Origin of the sequence: Paludibacterium denitrificans (genome assembly GCF_009707705.1) — a bacterium.
Taxonomy (GTDB): Bacteria; Pseudomonadota; Gammaproteobacteria; order Burkholderiales; family Chromobacteriaceae; genus Paludibacterium_A; species Paludibacterium_A denitrificans.
Genome location: NZ_WLYX01000001.1, coordinates 1,748,317 through 1,764,595, shown reverse-complemented (window position 1 = coordinate 1,764,595; position 16,279 = coordinate 1,748,317). Strand labels below are relative to the sequence as shown.

Sequence of the window (16,279 nt, the reverse complement as noted above, 5' to 3'; positions counted from 1 at the left end):
TTACCACAGCCCGGCATGTTTGGCCACGATGCCGATCTGCGACTTGGCAAAGCCCATGTCCATGTAAAACGGCGTAGCCAGCGCAGTCGCCATGCTGTCGCCCAGCTTGTAGAGAAAGATAAACGCCAGAATCACCAGCGCACCGCGAGCCCCCTGCCGATGCCAAAACTCATGAAACGGCTCCACCACCGCTTCGCGCAGGGTTTTGGGCGGCGTGCCACGCACGGTTGGCTCCTGCGCCCAGAGCGTCATCAACACCCCCGGCAGCATGAATAGCGCCGTCACCACAAACACGCTGCCCCACGGCAGATGGTCGGCCAGAATCAGCGACAGCGAGCCCGGCACCAGCCCGGCCAGACGGTAGGCGTTGATGTGCAGCGTATTGCCCAGCCCCAGCTCGCGGTCGGTCAGAATCTCGCGGCGGAAGGCATCCAGCACAATGTCCTCGGCTGGCCGACAAAAACGCCACCAGCAGCGCCAGCGCGGCAATCGCCCACAAATCCGGGTTGGCCGAAACAGCCCAAACAGCGCGATGGTGGCCAACAGCCCCAACTGCATCAGCAACATCCAGCCCCGCCGTCGCCCCAATAGCGGCGGCACGAAGCGGTCCATCAACGGTGACCAGAGAAACTTCCGGTGTAGGGCAGGCCGATCAGCGCAAACAGGCCGATGCGCTTCAAATCCACGCCTTCGGTACGCAGCCGGTAAGCACCAGATTGATCAACAGATACAGCGGCAGGCCGGAACTGAAACCGGTGAAAATACAGGTCAGCATGGTGCGCGAGAAAATCTCGCGGCGCCAATCGAGTTTTGAATCGCTCATCACATCCGTCAAACCGGCCAAGGTTGGCCGAAAAAGGAAAAGGCGGCTTAACGCCGCCCTGTCAGGATTACGCCATCAGGCTTCGCGCGCCACCCGGTAAAACGCCGGGCTGCCCAGCAGATTGGGCAGGAAATGGATGCGCTTGCCGTTATCCATTACCACCCGCTCAATCACGCGGATGCCGTTCTTGGCACACAACCGTTCAAAATCGCCCAGCATGCACCAGTGAATGTTGGGCGTGTTGTACCACTCAAACGGAATGGTTTCCGACACCGGCATGTGGCCTTGCAAAATCTGCACGCGGTTTTGCCAGTAGCCAAAGTTCGGGAAGGTAACAATCGCCTCGCGCCCCACGCGCAGCATTTCCAGCAGAATCTGCTCGGTATTGCGCATGGCCTGAATGGTTTGCGACAGCACCACGTGATCGAAGCGGCCATCGCCAAATTCGGCCAACCCGGCTTCCAGGTTGCCCTGAATCGCCTCCACGCCGTTTTCCACGCAATGCACGATGTTGTCCACGTCGATTTCCACGCCATAGCCGGAAATCTGCTTGTGGGTTTTCAGGTACGCCAACAACGCGCCATCACCACAGCCCGGGTCCAGCACGCGGCTGCCCGGGGCAATCCAGTCGGCAATCAGTTGCAGATCGGGGCGCAACGGTTTCAGTGTCGATGTACTCATGCAGCCACCTCCGCTGCCACACGGTTGAGATACGCCCGCATCAGGTTGATATAAGGCGGGTCCAGCATCAGGAAAGCATCATGGCCGTGCACCGATTCAATCTCGCCGTACACCACCTTCTTGTCCGCCGCCACCAGCGCCTTGACGATTTCACGCGAGCGCTCCGGCGAAAAACGCCAGTCAGTGGTAAAGCCCGCCACCATGAAGCTGGCGCTGGCACGCTGCAAGGCCGTGACGATATCGTCGCCAAAATCCTTGGCCGGGTCGAAATAATCCAGCGCCTTGGTCATCAGCAGATAGGTATTGGCATCGAAATAATCAGAGAACTTGTCGCCCTGATAGCGCAGGTAGGATTCAATCTCGAACTCCACCTCATAGCCAAACTGGTAATCGCCGGAACGCAACATGCGGCCAAATTTCTCGCCCATGCCGTCGTCAGACAGATAAGTAATGTGGCCCAGCATGCGTGCCAGCCGCAAACCACGGCGCGGCACCACACCATGCGCGTAGAAATTGCCGCCATGAAAATCCGGATCGGTAATGATGGCCTGACGCGCCACGTCGTTGAAGGCAATGTTCTGCGCCGACAGCTTGGGCGCCGAAGCTATCACCAGCGCATGCGCCACGCGTTCGGGGAAATCAATGCTCCACTGCAACGCCTGCATGCCGCCCAGACTGCCGCCAATCACCGCCGCCCAGCGCGCAATCCCCAGCCGGTCAGCCAGCCGCGCGTGCGACTGCACCCAGTCCGGCACCGTCACCACCGGAAAATCCGCGCCCCACGCATGGCCGGTTTCCGGGTTGGTGGACGACGGCCCGGTACTGCCATGGCAACCGCCCAGATTGTTCACCCCCACCACAAAAAAGCGGTTGGTATCAATCGGCTTGCCCGGCCCCACCATGTTGTCCCACCAGCTAAGCCGATTTGTCGTTGACATGGTAACGACCGGCCACATGATGGTGGCCCGACAGCGCATGGCAGATCAGGATGGCGTTACTGTGCTCCGCATTGAGCGTGCCATAGGTTTCATACGTCAGCTGGTAGCCGGGTAACACGGCCCCACTGACCAACTCCAGCGGCGTATCGAACACGGCCGTTTGCGCCGTAACGAGGCCGACCGAGGTATCGGTATTGGACATGAATAATTATCGCCTTTTGGTTTGTCACCTGCTTAGGGCCGTTGTGGCCATTCTCGCTGCAGGGGTCCATATCGGCTTACAAGGCTTCCTCGGTAGCCACAATTATATCCATAACCACCGCTTGCGCACGTTTCTTGCCATCCGGATAATCCGGCCACCACCTTTTTTCTTCCCCCTCGCCATGTTTGGACGGCTGTTCCGACTCTTTTTGCTGGCCGCGGTCGTCTACACCGTTGCCCGCTGGCTGCTCAACCAGCTAGCGCCAATCGCTGCGCGCCTTCTTCGTCACGCTCGCCCAGGCGCTGATCATCAGCTCCGCCATCTTCCTGCTGCTCTACGCTTTGGGGTTTCATACGCTCTGATACGATCACGCCCGGAAATTATGTCGATGTACTGGACATGAGACAGGGGATGAGTTGAGGATATATAAGGTTGGCCGAAAGGGAGATGGCTCCTATCGGCCCCTACCGGCCTGATGACATCCGAGAGGCGGACTTCCGGTTCTCGGCCAAAGCGGTCGGTGACTGATTTTAAGGGAAATGGACTTCAGACCTGCCATTGGTTTTATGGGGCGGACTGCAATCTCATCAGGTTGGGGCCCTATAAGGGGGGGCTCAATCACTTCGCCTTCCCCGGCAAAGTAAGTCGCTTGTTCAGTACATAGCGAGATCAAAAGGCTGGCAGGAGCGGCTGGGTACTTACATCACGGATCCGTAGCCAATGCTATTGGCTTTAGGCATGATGTTCTCTGGTCAGTATGAAGCATGGATCAAATCAATGGAAAAGCCATCTATAGCTGAGAAAGTTGCTGGCAACTTTGCGGCACAAGCAGCCCTAACTGGTTTTGGAGCAACTGCTGCTGCAGTCTATGCCCCTGTGGGTGTCGTGATGCTACCTGTACTTGCAAATGCACTTGCGAATGGGCGCTACCAACAGCGGATTGAATCAGAAATAAGACGCATCGAACAGGAATTGCACCAGCACCAAGATAATATTAAAAACTTGACCGATGCACAGTTTAAGTTTGTCAATGAGGCATTGTTGACGCTCACGCAAACTCTTGAGCAAGAAAAGCTGAAATATCTTACTGCCGCAATATGTAAAAGCGTTGTTGACGACAAATTACGCCATGACGAAGCCTCTGTGCTCTCAAGAGTTATTCGCGACATTTCTGCAGATGAGATCAAGTTTTTGTATGAAAGCTTTCAGTACCATGCAATTAATTTTCCTGTAGGGGAAGCTCAAAAAGGACGCATGGAAAGTGAAAGAGCCGCGAACTTTCCTGCTGAACAGTGGCTGTCGTTAGAAGGAAACCATCACAACCGCTTTATCCTAACGGGCCTACTATCTCTTGGTTTGCTTATTAAGACAGATACTTGGGTGGAGTCATACAGATTTTCTCCTGTAGTTGCTAAATTATTAGCACTGCTCAAAGTTCACTGACGCCCATGAGCTACCCCCTCCTAAATCATGCCGGGACAATTCTCGGCAATGTGAATCCACTAGACTGTCTGCAGACAACGCAACGACTAGCTACTGCTTTCAAACCTAGACCAGTCATAGAATGCTTGTCGACTAGATGACAGCTACGGGTCGTAAACTGCCACAAGGGGGCGGCTCTGACTACTCTCGGCCACTTTCGGTCATAGGGTAGCTAGCACTAATTGGAAGATACGCGAATGGTGTTGGCCAGAGATCTGCCATCAGTGTGATGAATAACTGGCGCACTTACGTAGATTTGGTTGATTTTTATATTGGAAATCACCGCCATACTTTACTGACCACCTTCGATAATTTTCCAAAAAAGTTAATCCATGCGAATAAGGCAAGCATAACTGATAAATGAGCGTACCATGATCCCGCAATGAACTCATAAATCATTTTATGAATTTTTTTCACCTTGCACAATGGCTCATAGCTGCAAGAAGAATAAACCAATAATACAGAAATCAGCAAAGCCACCACCGCGGCCATAAGCATAGTCATGGCGCCCGGATGCGAATTAAACAAGAATACTTTCTTACCATATTTGTATAGATAGCGAACCACACAAAGCAACGTAAAACAAAGTGACAACCTTGCCACTACTGCAAAATAGTAAAACAATATTTTGTTATCTTGAGTTGTACAGTCAAAGTATTTTGATGCAAAAACATAAACTGAGTCTGGCAAGTAAACTTGAGAAAAAAACAGTAAAGCGCCAATAGAAATCGCGATTACGTGAAAAATAGTGACATGCAAAACATACAACGATGTCCCCGGGCTTTTCCAAGCATCTCTTATTGTCTTAATTAAATCATCCACAAGCACAGATTTCACCAACGCCCCTAATAATTAATATCAGCAACAGAAAGACTTACGCCAAAATTTTGGGAAAGACATATATTCCAACAAAAAATATTTCAGTGTCATAACAATGATATCATAGAGCACGATAAAAGCGGCATCATGCTTCAACGCTGCTGCTATCCGTTACGACGAGGAGTCGGCAGATTAAGATCTCCTCCACACCCCCAATACAAAAAGGGCTTAATCGCCAGCCTTTGCAGCATTAACACCTGATACCTTCCGCGCTCACTCCACCGTCAGTTTATGCGTGGATGCCTGCGTTTTCTTCGGCAGCACCAGTTCCAACACGCCTTCGTTGGATTTGGCCGTGGCGCCGCTTTCGTCAATATCCACCGGCAGGGTAAACGTGCGCGAGACCCGGCCGTAGTAGCGCTCGGAGCGCAGCACTTTTTCGCCTTCCTTCTGTTCGCTTTCGCGTTTCACCTCGGCGGAGATGGAGACGCGGTTGCCGTCCACCTGTACCTGAATATCCTCTTTTTTCACGCCGGGCAGTTCGGCATGGATGGTGTAGGCGTTATCGTCTTCCTTTACATCCAGCCGGATGCCGCTGGTGAGGTCGTCCTTGCCTACCAGCGACAGCGGGCGCACAAAAAAACCCTTGAATACATCATCGAACAACGGCTCAAGACCAGACCGGCGAATCAGTTCGTTCATCTCGAAACTCCTTGTCAATTAACGATGTGAAGCGGGCAAACCGTAATCAGCAACCCGTCTGAAGTATAGATAACGGCCGCCCAAAGGCCAGACGAGGCGCTAGAATGACGAGCTTTGACAGTCAGCCGTGCCGGGGCGCTAAACCCGGTGGGTAAGTAGTGGGCAGGAGGAGTGATGGCCAAGGAAAAAACGCCGGTCACGCAGGCGATCCGCGTGTTGCGTGAGCATCAGGTGACCGTTGTCGAGCATCTGTACAAGTACGAGGACAAGGGCGGCACGCGGGTGTCGGCGCGCGAGCTGGGCGTGGAGGAGCACGCGGTGATCAAGACGCTGATCATGGAAGACGAGCAGAAGAAACCGCTGATCGTGCTGATGCACGGCGACTGCGAAGTAGGCATCGGCATGCTGGCCAAGCAGATCGGGGCAAAGAAAGTCAGCCCGTGCGACCCGAAAACCGCCGACAAGCACAGCGGTTATCAGGTGGGCGGCACCAGCCCGTTTGGCACGCGCCACGCCATGCCGGTGTATATGGAAGCGAGCATTGCCGAGCTGCCACGGATTTACATCAACGGCGGCAAGCGCGGCTTTCTGGTGGAGATGACGCCGCAGGATTTGATGCGAGTGCTGAACCCGACGCTGGTCAACGCCGCCGCCTGATGGCAGCGGGCTGGCGTTACCACCACCAGAACATGAAGCCCCGGGCGGCGTCGATCAGCGCCAGCGCCGCCAGCACCGGCAACAGCGCCAACGCCGCACGTGCGCCGCGACACCAGCGGCGAATAATGCGGGCCGACAGCCACAATACCCAAAGGTTGGCCGAAACCAGCAACACCAGCCGCACCGGATTGGCCCACAGCACCGGCAAGCCTTCGGCCTTGAGCAGCGTCAGCGTGGTGGCCGACAGCCCGAGAAACACGCCGACGCCAGTACCAGCGGAATCAGCCCTTGCGCCAGATGATGCAGCCGTTGCCATTGCCAGCGCCCGGCCAGCCGTACCGACAGCGCCAGACACAGCAGCAGGCCGGAGCCCAGCACCAGCGCGGTTGCCAGCACGTAGCCAATCAGCACCGTGCCATCCAGCCAGCTGAACACGTCGTTGTGCTCCGGGTAATGCGTCAGCAGCCACCACGGTGCGTTGGTGTCCAGCAGCCACATCCAGTCGCGTTCCACCAGCCATTCGGCCAACCCTTGCTTCAGGGCAACAAACCACGGGCTCATGGTCCAGTGAAAAGCGCCGATGGCCACGCCCAGCAGGCCGTAGACGATGAGCAAGGTCTGCCAGACATCGGCTTCTGTTGCCGCCACCTGCACCACTTCCTCGTCCGGCGAGCGCCAGCTCAGGGCGATGGCGTCGCGGTGGCCACTGCAACGACCGCACATGTGGCAGCCGCTGCCGCCCTTCATGTGGCGCAACGGTTGTAGCGGCGCGCAATCCACCGCCTGAATCGGAATCAGCCGACCGGGTTTGGCCGCCGCGCGCCACGCGTCTTCATCCACCCGATAGTGCATCGGCGCCAGCTTGGACAGCAGCGCAAAGACCCCGTTGACCGGGCACAAGTGGCGACACCGGGCGCGCTTGCCACGGGTGTAGAAAAAACCGACGATCACCGCCGCCACGGTCGAGCCGCCCAACACCAGCAACGCGGCCTTGGGATACTGGTAAACGCTGACCAACTGGCCATAAATGGTCGTCAGCGCAAAAGCCACAAACGGCCAGCCGCCCCAGCGCATCCAGCGCGGAATCGGCCAGCCGCGGCCACGCTTGGCCGCCCATTCCGACAGCGCCCCTTCCGGGCACAGCACGCCACACCACAACCGGCCAAACAGCAGCATCGACAGCAGCACAAACGGCCACCACACGCCCCAGAAGACAAACTGCGCCAGTACCGTCAGGTTATTCACCATGCGCGCAGTATCATCCGGCAGCGGCAAACAGGCGGGCACGATCAGCAAGAAGGCGTAGATCAGCACCACGGCCCATTGCAGCCAGCGCAAGGCGCGGGCGTGATCGCGTAACCACGCCCCGACGGCGGCCAGTGCCATGTTCACGCTCCGGTGCGGCGCGCACGCCACTGGAACAACACCCACACGCCCAGCCAGAACCCGGCGTATGCCAGCACGCTCATCAAGGCCGGATGGGCACGATAGCCGGTGAGCGAGGCCACCACGCCACCAAACGGCGACATGTCATCCAGCAAGGCCGAGCTGTCCCACAGCGGATCGATCAGGGTCGGCAACAGCGACATCGACATCAACTTCTCGACGCCGGTCAGGAACAGCGCCGCGCCCAGCAACAGCAACATGACTTCGGTAATACGGAAGAACAGCCGCCACGACAGAATCTTGCCACCCAGTTGCAACAGGTAAAAAGTAAAAAACGCCAGCGCCAGACCGGCCACACCCGCCAGCGCAATACCCGGCAGCGAGGCGCTGTCCGCCGTCGTCAGCGAGCCGTACAAAAACACCACGGCTTCACTGCCTTCACGCGCAATGGCCAGCGCCGCCAGCACGGTCACGCCCCACCAGTTGGAGCTGGCCGCCTTTTCGGCCAACCCCGATTCCAGTTTTTTCTTCAAGGTGCGCCCGTGCTCGCGCATCCACAGCACCATCTGCACGATCAGCACCGCCGCCACAAACACCATCACGGTCTGGAACACATCCTGCGCCCCGGCAAACAGGGCTGCCGGCGGCAAACAAGCCCACCGCCAGTACCGTGGCCAGCACCAGCCCCAGCGCCACGCCGCCCCACAAATAGCGTTTACCGGCCGCGCCCTCCTCGTTCTGGTTCATCCGGGCATGCAGAATGCCCACCACCAACAAGGCTTCCACGCTCTCACGCCAGACGATGAAAAGAATCTGTCCCATGCGGCTTTCTTACCTCCCTAAACGGCTTACCTGTCACACCTGCCGGTTACTTGGCGACAATCACGCCCGGCCGGTGACCTGATGAAACTCGTCAAAAAACTTGTACTCGCCCGCACTCAGCGGCTGAAACACCAGCGCCGACTGCGCGCCCGGCCCCAACACCTTTTCCTTGCGCAACGGGGTGCTCTCAAACTCGGTTGAAGCGTTCGGCCGGAGTTCACCACCTCCGGGCGAAACTTCTTTTAAGGCTGGCACCGTGATGCGCGTAAGCGTGAGCTTGCCGTCCTTCATGTCCAGACGGAACGTGGGCATGTCGTCGGCCGCCGTGGCAGAACAGGACAACAGCGTGGCAAGTAAAAACGTCCAGGTTTTCATGGCACTCTCCTATCAGGTGGCCAACAGCACCGGCCATCCGGCGCTGTTTTCGGCATTAGCAATAACCGTCGTACACGACGCTTAGTAACCGCCCTTTTTGCCGATACCGGCATAGGTAAAGTCATAGTTCAGCTCAAACGGCTTGAACCACGGGCCGACACCGGTTTCCTTGTCCACATGGCGGCCAAAATGCGCATGCGGGTTGGCCGAAGGCGGCAACACGGTCAGTTTCATCTTGTACTTGCCCGGCCCCTGCAACTTCACGTTGTCGCCGTAGTGCGGGCCATCGTTGGCCACCATCGCCATCATGTCGCCCTGAATCACCCCATGACCGCCTACTTTGGTAATGGCGTACTTCACCACCAGATACGGCAGCCGGGCGCCTTCCTCAAACCCGTTGGGGTTGTTCTTGACGGCGTGAATGTCGGCTTCCAGATGGATATCCGACTGCTCCGCCTTACGCATCATCCCTTCCGGGTCCATCTTGGTCGGCTGCAGGTAAACAGCACCGACTTCCATGCCATTTTTGATGACCGGTTTGCCAATCGGGTACTCCTTGGCAAACACCGTGGACGCCGACAGGGCCAGCGCGGCAACGACCAGTTTGGAAGCAAAGCAAGACATCGGTTTTCCTTTCCGGAGAAGGCAAGCAAACAAGGAAATAGCGGGGTTCTCAATCAATAACGAGAATCTTACTGAGATTAATTCTCTTTTGCAATAAAAATAAAAGCCCGCCAAGGCGGGCTCAACTTGCCGTGAACTACGACGCTAGGCGCCCGCGCCACCAACTGCCGATAGCGCGTGCGAAAAACAAAACCGGCCAGCAAAAACAGCGCCATGGTCAGCGCCAGCGTCAACGGGCTGCCCCACACCAGAGGCGACACCACCCCGGCCACCAGGCTGGACATCATGGTCTGCAAAAAGCCCTGCAACGACGACACGGTGCCGCGCAGCGAGGGAAACTGGTCCATCAGGTTCAGCGTGATCGACGGCGCCACCAGCGACATGCCGGTGGTGTAACAGGCCAGCGGCAATACCGCCCACGGCATGCTCGCACCGGCCGTCAGGTTGTAGAGCAGATTGACGGTGGCCGCCGTGAACATCAGCGCATAACCGATATTGACGATCTCGCGCGAACTGCGCCGCCCGGCCATGCGGCCCGACAGAAACGCGCCAAACATGATGCCGGACACCGCTGGACCAAACATCCACAAGAACTGATCTGGCCGCAGGTGCAAATGCTGAATCAGAAACACCGGCGCAGCCGGGATATACAAGAAGAAACCGGCAAAATTGCACGACACCGCCGCGGTCAACAGCTGGAATTCGCGCTTTCGGCCAACCTGCAGATAGTTGGCCAACAGATAACGCACCTTGAGCGGCTGGCGCCGTGAGGCGTGATGGGTTTCCGCCAGCGCAAACCAGCTCATGACAAACAGCAGCAGCCCGACCAGCGCCATGAAAAAGAAAATGGAATGCCAGCCGAGCCGACCAAACAACCAGCCGCCAATCACCGGCGCAATGGCTGGCGACAGCGAAAACAGCATGGTGACATGCGACATCAGGCGCTGCGCCTCGTGCCCGTCCAGCTTGTCGCGGATGATGGCGCGCCCCACCACCAAGCCCGCGCCGCCACACAAGCCTTGCAGCGCGCGGAACAACAGCAGGCTCGCCAGCGAGTTGGACAAGGCACAGCCGAGCGACGCCAGACTGAACAGCAGCGTGGTCACCAGTACCACCGGACGGCGGCCGATGGCGTCGGAAATCGAGCCGTGCCACAGCATCATCAGCGCATAACAGAACAGGTAAACCGTCAGCGCCTGCTGCATTTGCAACGGCGTGGCGGCCAAAGTGAGGCCGATCGCCTGCATGGCAGGCAAAAAGGTGTCGATGGAAAACGGCCCCAGCGTGGACAGCGCGGCCAACAACAGGGCCAGACCAAAATGACGGCGACTTGAATGCGGCATGAAACTCTACTAAACAGATGAACACACGCCAGTCGCCGCACAGCGGGGACCGGCAATTTCCGGATGACAACCCCCAGCAAGTTGGGCTGTCTCCTGTGGCGTTATAGCAAGCCGGGGCTTGCCGCTACAATGGTTTTCCCAGCAAAATCCGCCCCCCATCCGACGGAGCACATCATGATTCGCCTATATCACAATCCGCGCTGTTCCAAATCGCGCGAGGCCCTCAGCCTGCTGGAAAATGCCAGCGCCGAGGTAGAAGTGATCGACTACCTGAAAACCCCGCCCGGAGTGGAAGAACTTACCCGGCTGCTACAGCTGCTGGAACTGGAACCGCGCCAATTAATGCGGCGCAAGGAAGAGGAATACAGCGCCCCGGATCTGGATGACATCACGCTCACGCCGGAGCAACTGATCCGCGCGCTGGCCGATAATCCGCGGCTGCTGGAGCGGCCGATTGCCGTGGCTGGCGAACACGCCGTAATCGGCCGCCCGCCAGAACGCGTACTGGCCTTGCTGGAATCCTGAGGCAGCGCGGCCCCACCTGACCAAGAGCGTAGTGGGGCCGCCATTCTGCGTGCACAATTGCTTCCTGTCAAAATAATAACTTGCAAAATAGTAACGTAAGTTATTAAAATACCCGTATGAACAAATCTTTCCATCAGCTGGAACAGGCCATTGAACGGGTAGAAAGCCGCTTTCCCGGCGTGCCGCGTCAGGAAGTCATCCTGACCCGGTTGTACTACCACATCATGCCGCGACTGACCGGCTACCTGAACGAAAGCCTGAAGGCACACGGACTGAACGAAACGGTGTGGATGGCACTGTTGGCCATGTATGCCTGCCCCAAGCAATCGCTTTACCCCTCGGACATCAGCGACACGCTGGATTCCTCGCGCACCAATGCCACCCGTATTGCCGATGAACTGGTCAAAAACGGCTGGGCCGCGCGTATTCCCAGTGCCGAAGACCGGCGCAAGATTTTGCTGGAACTGACCCCGGAAGGCGTGCAGTTTGTCGAAAGCCAACTCCCGCTGGCGCGCGACAACCACCGCAAGCTGTGGGCAGATTTCAGTCTGGAAGAACAACAACAGCTGGAAGGGCTGATGCGCAAGCTGCTGGCCCGATTGGGCGGATGAGCTGCTGCACCCGCCCCGGTTTTTTATTACCCAAATAATAACGTTAGTGACTATCACACCATCAAATAAACCAGATGGGTCCATGGAGATCAATACGGTGAACAAATCCCATTGGCCACGCTCCACCAGCGTACTGGTGCTGACCGCCATGCTGGGCGGTTGTGCCAGTTTCGGGCAGGACACCCCACCCGCCAAACCGCTGGATGCCAAACAACTGCAACTGAGTCAGGCCAGCATGCTTAGGCCATTCAGGACAACTGGTGGCAACCGTTGCAGGATCCGACGCTGAATCAGCTGGTAGAGCAGGCGCTGGCCAACTCTCCCAGTATGAAAATGGCCGACAGCCGCTTGCGTCAGGCGCGCAGCATCGTCGGCCTGAACGAAAGCACGCTCGGCCCGCAAGTGGACGCCAATGCCAGCCGCAGTCGTGAACGTTACTCGCTGTACGGAATACTGCCGCCCCCGCTGGCTGGCTCCTACCAGAACCTGTACACCTTGTCGCTCAATGCCAATTGGGAAATCGACTTCTGGGGCAAAAACCGTGCGGAAGTGGCGGCCGCGCTGGGCAACCAGCGCGCCGTGGCATACGAAGGCGAACAAACCCGGCTGGTGCTGACGCAAGCGGTCATTGCCCAATACACCGGGCTGCAACACAGCCAGGGCACAGGCACGCTTGCTCAACCAGCGGTTAAGGTTGGCCGAAACCCGGCAGGCGCTGCTCAAGGCGCGGGTAAACGCCGGACTGCTGTCGGGCGACACCCTGCGCCAGAACGAGATCCTGATCAATCGCTTGCAACAGCAAGCCAGCCTGTTGCATGACGACAGCGAAAATGCCCGCCATGCGCTGGCGGCACTCACCGCGCAGGCCCCGGATGCACTGAAGCAGCTGAATGCGGCGCCACTGACGTAGGCACCGGCGCTGCCGCAAAACGAGCTGACCGCCGACCTCTTGGGCCGCCGTCCGGACATTGCCGCGCAACGGGCACGCGTGGAATCGTTAAGCGAATCGGTCAAGGCGGCCAAGGCGGCGTTCTATCCCAACGTAAGCCTGAGTTCGTTCATTGGCCTCTCAGCACTGGAAACCAGCAATCTGTTTGATCGTGGCGCCAAGATCGTGGGCGTGACACCGGCGGTGTCGCTGCCGATCTTCCACTCCGGCGCCCTGCGCGCCAATCTGGCGCGCGAGAAGGCTGGCTACGATGAAGCGGTGGCTAAGCTACAACCAGACCGTGCTGGAAGCGTTGCGCTCGGCCGCCGATGCCTTGTCCAACTGGCAAGGTAGCCAGCAACAGCTGACATCGGTACGGCAGGCGGAACACAGCGCCAGCAAGGCCACCGAAGCGGCCATGGCACGCCTGCGCGCCGGGCTGGTGAACAAGCTGTCGCTGCTCGACGCCCAAGAAACCCAATTAATGCAACAGTCGGCCCGGCTGGATGCGGAAGCGGCCCAGCGTTTGTCCTGGGTTGCCCTGCATACCGCCTTGGGCGGTAGTTTTGCCGCCCGTCATCCTGCCCCACCCGCACGCTGAGAACACCACACATCATGGATAAAGAACTCGAAACGGCAAAACGCCGCAAACGTAATCTGGTATTGGCTTCTTCGGTATTTGCTGCGGCGGCCATCGGTTATGGCGCCTACTGGGCACTGGTCCTGAGCCATCAGGAAAGCACGGACGACGCGTATGTTTCCGGCCACATGGTGCAGATCACGCCGGAAGTGGCCGGTACGGTAGTGAAGGTTGGCAGCGACGATACCGACCGCGTGGAAGCCGGGCAAACGCTGGTGGCGCTCGACGCCAACGATGCCAAGCTGGCCTTTGACCGCGCGCGCAATGATTTCATTCAGGCCGTGCGTGAAACGCGCCAGCTGATGACCAACACCCAGCAACTGGCGGCGCTCACTGCCCAGCGCGATGCCGAATTGACGCGCGCGCAGGCTGACCTGAAACGCCGCGAACAACTGGCAGGCAGCGAAGCGATGTCGGCCGAAGAACTGGGCCACGCCCGCGACGCGGTGGCCACTGCCAAGGCAGCACTGGATGCCGCCAAGGAACAACAAAAAGCCACGGCAGCGCTGGTGGGGCAGGATACGCTGGCACACCACCCCAATGTGCAACGCGCCGCCACCCGGCTGAAAGACGCTTGGCTCGCGCTGAAGCGCACCGAGGTGAAATCGCCGCTGGCCGGTTACGTTGCCCGCCGCAATGTGCAGGTAGGGCAGCGCATTGCCGTTGGCAGCCCGCTGATGGCGGTCATTCCGCTGCAAAACCTGTGGATCGACGCCAACTTCAAGGAAGTGCAGCTTTCCAATATCCGCATCGGCCAGCCGGTGGAACTGAAATCCGACCTCTACGGCAGCAAGGTGATTTACCACGGCAAGGTGCTGGGCCTGTCGGCCGGGACCGGTAGCGCCTTCTCGCTGTTGCTTAAGCACAGAATGCCACCGGTAACTGGATCAAGGTGGTACAGCGCGTACCGGTGCGTATCAGCCTGGATGCCAAGGAGCTGAAACAACATCCGCTGCGCGTCGGCCTGTCGGTGGAAGCCACGGTCGATATTTCCAAGCAGGATGGCCCGACGTTGGCCGAAAGTCCGCGTCAGGCACCGGTACAGGAAACCCGCGCGCTAACGCCGGACCTGACCGAAGCCGATGCGCTGGTCAACCAGTTGCTGGCGGCCAACGCCAAGTAAGCGCTGTCATAGCCTCGATTAAGGAAGCGCGTTGATGAACCATCCGCCCCTCTCCGGCTCGCGTCTGGTGTGGGTGACGCTGGCGCTGTCGATGTCGGTATTCATGCAGGTGCTGGATACCACCATCGCCAACGTGGCGCTGCCCACCATTTCCGGCAACCTGGGTGCTGCCACCAGTCAGGGCACCTGGGTGATCACCTCGTTCGGGGTGGCCAACGCCATTGCCGTGCCGCTGACCGGCTGGTTGGCCAAGCGCGTGGGCGAGGTCAAGCTGTTTGTCAGTTCGACCTTGCTGTTTGTGCTCACTTCCTGGCTGTGCGGCATGTCCAGCAGTCTGGAAATGCTGATCGGTTTTCGCGTGCTGCAAGGCGCCGTCGCCGGGCCGATGATTCCGCTCTCGCAAAGCCTGCTGCTAGCCTGTTATCCGGTGGAAAAGAAAGGCATGGCGCTGGCGCTATGGTCGATGACGGTGATTGTCGCGCCGATCTTCGGCCCGATTCTGGGCGGGGTGATCAGCGATAACTGGCACTGGGGCTGGATCTTCTTCATCAACGTGCCGGTGGGCTTGCTGGCCGCAGGCGTGGCCTGGCGCGAACTGAAGGCACGTGAAACCAACATCCTGCAATTGCCGATCGACAAGCTGGGGTTGTTGTTGCTGATCGTCGGCGTGGGTGCGCTGCAAATGGTGCTGGATCGTGGCAAGGAACTGGACTGGTTCAACTCCAGCGAGGTGATCATTCTGGCGGTGGTGGCGGCGCTGTCGCTGACCTATCTGGTGATCTGGGAGCTGGGCGAGAAACACCCGATCGTCGATCTGTCATTGTTCCGCTTCCGCAACTTTACCGTCGGGGTGGTGGCTATCAGCATCGGCTTCATGCTGTATTTCGGCACCATCGTGCTGTTGCCGCTGGTGCTGCAAACGCAGATGGGCTACACCGCCACTTGGGCCGGGCTGGCCGCCGCGCCGATCGGCATTCTGCCGGTGATCCTGTCGCCGATCATCGGCAAGAATGCGCACCGGCTGGACATGCGCTGGCTGGTGACCATCAGCTTTACCGTGTTCGCACTGTGCTTCTTCTGGCGCAGCACCTTTGCCCCCAACATGGACTTTGTCTACGTGGTGATGCCGCAGATCGTACAGGGCATCGGCATTGCCTGCTTCTTCATGCCGCTGACCACCATCAGCCTGGCGGGCATCCGTCCGGACCAGATCGCCAGTGCCTCCAGCCTGTCCAACTTTTTGCGGATTCTGGTAAGCAGTATCGGCGCCTCGGTGGCCACCACACTGTGGGACCGGCGCGAGGCGGTGCACCATGTGCGCCTGACAGAACACATCAGCAGCTACGATCAGGCCACCTTGTTGTGGTTCCGCACGCTGGATGCCCTCGGCCTGAGCACCTCACAGCAAAGCGCACTGACCGCGCAGGAAATTACCCGGCAGGGCTATCTGCTCGGCTCCAACGAAATCTTCTGGGGCTCCGGCATCCTGTTTGTACTGCTGATTGCGCTGGTCTGGTTTGCCCGCCCGCCGTTCCGCCCAGCGGGTGCCGGTGGCGACGGCGCGCATTAACCACGCCGCACAGTAAAAAACCGCCGGA

General features: G+C 58.5%; 20 protein-coding genes and 2 pseudogenes. 10 read left to right on the top strand and 12 right to left on the bottom strand.

Features of this window, described 5'->3' with window-relative positions; all coding sequences use genetic code 11:
- The 4 genes and pseudogenes from GKE73_RS25805 to metX form a co-directional block, all read right to left on the bottom strand.
- A complete protein-coding gene (locus tag GKE73_RS25805; protein WP_376767344.1) occupies window positions 1–612 on the bottom strand; it encodes an MFS transporter in 612 nt (203 codons plus the stop codon).
- A gap of 64 nt (window positions 613–676) precedes the next feature.
- On the bottom strand, window positions 677–823 hold the full coding sequence (locus GKE73_RS25800) for a hypothetical protein (protein ID WP_376767343.1): 147 nt from the start codon (window positions 821–823) through the stop codon (window positions 677–679).
- A 75-nt stretch (window positions 824–898) separates the two neighbouring features.
- Window positions 899–1,504 carry a methionine biosynthesis protein MetW gene (metW, locus tag GKE73_RS11625; protein WP_230370145.1) on the bottom strand — a complete coding sequence of 202 codons (606 nt, stop codon included), beginning with the start codon at window positions 1,502–1,504 and terminating at the stop codon, window positions 899–901.
- Window positions 1,501–2,644, bottom strand: a pseudogene (gene metX, locus GKE73_RS11620) (homoserine O-succinyltransferase MetX). Before metX ends, metW begins: the two are co-directional and overlap by 4 nt.
- A 720-nt stretch (window positions 2,645–3,364) precedes the next feature.
- Here metX and GKE73_RS11615 point away from each other — a divergent pair.
- Window positions 3,365–4,087 (top strand): hypothetical protein, encoded by a 723-nt coding sequence (locus GKE73_RS11615; RefSeq protein ID WP_230370144.1) that lies wholly within the window; start codon window positions 3,365–3,367, stop codon window positions 4,085–4,087.
- Between the two features lie 318 nt (window positions 4,088–4,405).
- Here GKE73_RS11615 and GKE73_RS11610 read toward each other — a convergent pair whose 3' ends face one another.
- Window positions 4,406–4,963 carry a hypothetical protein gene (locus GKE73_RS11610; RefSeq protein ID WP_230370143.1) on the bottom strand — a complete coding sequence of 186 codons (558 nt, stop codon included), beginning with the start codon at window positions 4,961–4,963 and terminating at the stop codon, window positions 4,406–4,408.
- A 255-nt stretch (window positions 4,964–5,218) separates the two neighbouring features.
- Complete coding sequence (locus GKE73_RS11605) at window positions 5,219–5,647, bottom strand: Hsp20/alpha crystallin family protein (protein ID WP_230370142.1); 429 nt, start codon at window positions 5,645–5,647, stop codon at window positions 5,219–5,221.
- Window positions 5,648–5,821: 174 nt separating this feature from the next.
- Here GKE73_RS11605 and ybaK point away from each other — a divergent pair, with 174 nt between their 5' ends.
- Window positions 5,822–6,304: a Cys-tRNA(Pro) deacylase gene (gene ybaK / locus GKE73_RS11600; RefSeq protein WP_230370141.1), complete on the top strand. Its 483-nt coding sequence runs from the start codon at window positions 5,822–5,824 to the stop codon at window positions 6,302–6,304.
- 16 nt (window positions 6,305–6,320) lie between these two features.
- Here the strand turns inward: ybaK and GKE73_RS11595 are convergent, their stop codons facing one another.
- From GKE73_RS11595 to GKE73_RS11570, 6 genes are all read right to left on the bottom strand, one after another.
- On the bottom strand, window positions 6,321–6,563 hold the full coding sequence (locus GKE73_RS11595) for a hypothetical protein (RefSeq protein ID WP_230370140.1): 243 nt from the start codon (window positions 6,561–6,563) through the stop codon (window positions 6,321–6,323).
- On the bottom strand, window positions 6,533–7,690 hold the full coding sequence (locus GKE73_RS11590) for a 4Fe-4S binding protein (protein ID WP_230370139.1): 1,158 nt from the start codon (window positions 7,688–7,690) through the stop codon (window positions 6,533–6,535). The genes GKE73_RS11595 and GKE73_RS11590 overlap by 31 nt, the downstream gene beginning before the upstream one ends.
- A gap of 2 nt (window positions 7,691–7,692) precedes the next feature.
- Complete coding sequence (locus GKE73_RS11585) at window positions 7,693–8,289, bottom strand: FTR1 family iron permease (RefSeq protein ID WP_376767429.1); 597 nt, start codon at window positions 8,287–8,289, stop codon at window positions 7,693–7,695.
- A 283-nt stretch (window positions 8,290–8,572) separates the two neighbouring features.
- Entirely contained in the window at window positions 8,573–8,887 is a 315-nt protein-coding gene (locus GKE73_RS11580) for a cupredoxin domain-containing protein (protein WP_230370138.1), read from the bottom strand.
- Window positions 8,888–8,968: 81 nt separating this feature from the next.
- Entirely contained in the window at window positions 8,969–9,511 is a 543-nt protein-coding gene (locus tag GKE73_RS11575; RefSeq protein WP_230370137.1) for an iron transporter, read from the bottom strand.
- 77 nt (window positions 9,512–9,588) lie between these two features.
- Window positions 9,589–10,854: a multidrug effflux MFS transporter gene (locus tag GKE73_RS11570; RefSeq protein ID WP_230370136.1), complete on the bottom strand. Its 1,266-nt coding sequence runs from the start codon at window positions 10,852–10,854 to the stop codon at window positions 9,589–9,591.
- Between the two features lie 174 nt (window positions 10,855–11,028).
- On the opposite strand from GKE73_RS11570, the gene arsC reads away from it, so the two are divergent.
- From arsC to GKE73_RS11530, 8 genes and pseudogenes are all read left to right on the top strand, one after another.
- Entirely contained in the window at window positions 11,029–11,379 is a 351-nt protein-coding gene (gene arsC / locus GKE73_RS11565) for an arsenate reductase (glutaredoxin) (protein WP_230370135.1), read from the top strand.
- Between the two features lie 116 nt (window positions 11,380–11,495).
- Window positions 11,496–11,990: a MarR family transcriptional regulator gene (locus GKE73_RS11560; RefSeq protein ID WP_230370134.1), complete on the top strand. Its 495-nt coding sequence runs from the start codon at window positions 11,496–11,498 to the stop codon at window positions 11,988–11,990.
- Between the two features lie 97 nt (window positions 11,991–12,087).
- Complete coding sequence (locus GKE73_RS11555; protein ID WP_230370133.1) at window positions 12,088–12,279, top strand: hypothetical protein; 192 nt, start codon at window positions 12,088–12,090, stop codon at window positions 12,277–12,279.
- Window positions 12,261–12,809 (top strand): TolC family protein, encoded by a 549-nt coding sequence (locus tag GKE73_RS11550; protein ID WP_230370132.1) that lies wholly within the window; start codon window positions 12,261–12,263, stop codon window positions 12,807–12,809. Before GKE73_RS11555 ends, GKE73_RS11550 begins: the two co-directional genes overlap by 19 nt.
- Before the next feature lie 130 nt (window positions 12,810–12,939).
- Complete coding sequence (locus tag GKE73_RS11545; protein WP_230370131.1) at window positions 12,940–13,272, top strand: TolC family protein; 333 nt, start codon at window positions 12,940–12,942, stop codon at window positions 13,270–13,272.
- The gene (locus GKE73_RS11540; RefSeq protein ID WP_230370130.1) at window positions 13,220–13,519 is read left to right on the top strand and encodes a TolC family protein; all 300 of its coding nucleotides are present in this window, start codon (window positions 13,220–13,222) and stop codon (window positions 13,517–13,519) included. The genes GKE73_RS11545 and GKE73_RS11540 overlap by 53 nt, the downstream gene beginning before the upstream one ends.
- Window positions 13,520–13,533: 14 nt before the next feature.
- Window positions 13,534–14,681, top strand: a pseudogene (locus tag GKE73_RS11535) (HlyD family secretion protein).
- 34 nt (window positions 14,682–14,715) lie between these two features.
- On the top strand, window positions 14,716–16,251 hold the full coding sequence (locus tag GKE73_RS11530; RefSeq protein WP_230370129.1) for a DHA2 family efflux MFS transporter permease subunit: 1,536 nt from the start codon (window positions 14,716–14,718) through the stop codon (window positions 16,249–16,251).
- Window positions 16,252–16,279 lie beyond the last annotated feature (28 nt).

Excerpts from the sequence above, each read along its gene's own strand:
- GKE73_RS25805 (WP_376767344.1), bottom strand. The coding sequence starts at position 612 with ATGGACCGCTTCGTGCCGCCGCTATTGGGGCGACGGCGGGGCTGGATG.
- GKE73_RS25800 (WP_376767343.1), bottom strand. The coding sequence starts at position 823 with ATGAGCGATTCAAAACTCGATTGGCGCCGCGAGATTTTCTCGCGCACC.
- metW (WP_230370145.1), bottom strand. The coding sequence starts at position 1,504 with ATGAGTACATCGACACTGAAACCGTTGCGCCCCGATCTGCAACTGATT.
- GKE73_RS11615 (WP_230370144.1), top strand. The coding sequence starts at position 3,365 with ATGCTATTGGCTTTAGGCATGATGTTCTCTGGTCAGTATGAAGCATGG.
- GKE73_RS11605 (WP_230370142.1), bottom strand. The coding sequence starts at position 5,647 with ATGAACGAACTGATTCGCCGGTCTGGTCTTGAGCCGTTGTTCGATGAT.
- ybaK (WP_230370141.1), top strand. The coding sequence starts at position 5,822 with ATGGCCAAGGAAAAAACGCCGGTCACGCAGGCGATCCGCGTGTTGCGT.
- GKE73_RS11590 (WP_230370139.1), bottom strand. The coding sequence starts at position 7,690 with ATGGCACTGGCCGCCGTCGGGGCGTGGTTACGCGATCACGCCCGCGCC.
- GKE73_RS11585 (WP_376767429.1), bottom strand. The coding sequence starts at position 8,289 with ATGGTGTTTGTGGCGGCGGTGCTGATCGTGCAGATGGTGCTGTGGATG.
- GKE73_RS11580 (WP_230370138.1), bottom strand. The coding sequence starts at position 8,887 with ATGAAAACCTGGACGTTTTTACTTGCCACGCTGTTGTCCTGTTCTGCC.
- GKE73_RS11575 (WP_230370137.1), bottom strand. The coding sequence starts at position 9,511 with ATGTCTTGCTTTGCTTCCAAACTGGTCGTTGCCGCGCTGGCCCTGTCG.
- GKE73_RS11570 (WP_230370136.1), bottom strand. The coding sequence starts at position 10,854 with ATGCCGCATTCAAGTCGCCGTCATTTTGGTCTGGCCCTGTTGTTGGCC.
- arsC (WP_230370135.1), top strand. The coding sequence starts at position 11,029 with ATGATTCGCCTATATCACAATCCGCGCTGTTCCAAATCGCGCGAGGCC.
- GKE73_RS11560 (WP_230370134.1), top strand. The coding sequence starts at position 11,496 with ATGAACAAATCTTTCCATCAGCTGGAACAGGCCATTGAACGGGTAGAA.
- GKE73_RS11530 (WP_230370129.1), top strand. The coding sequence starts at position 14,716 with ATGAACCATCCGCCCCTCTCCGGCTCGCGTCTGGTGTGGGTGACGCTG.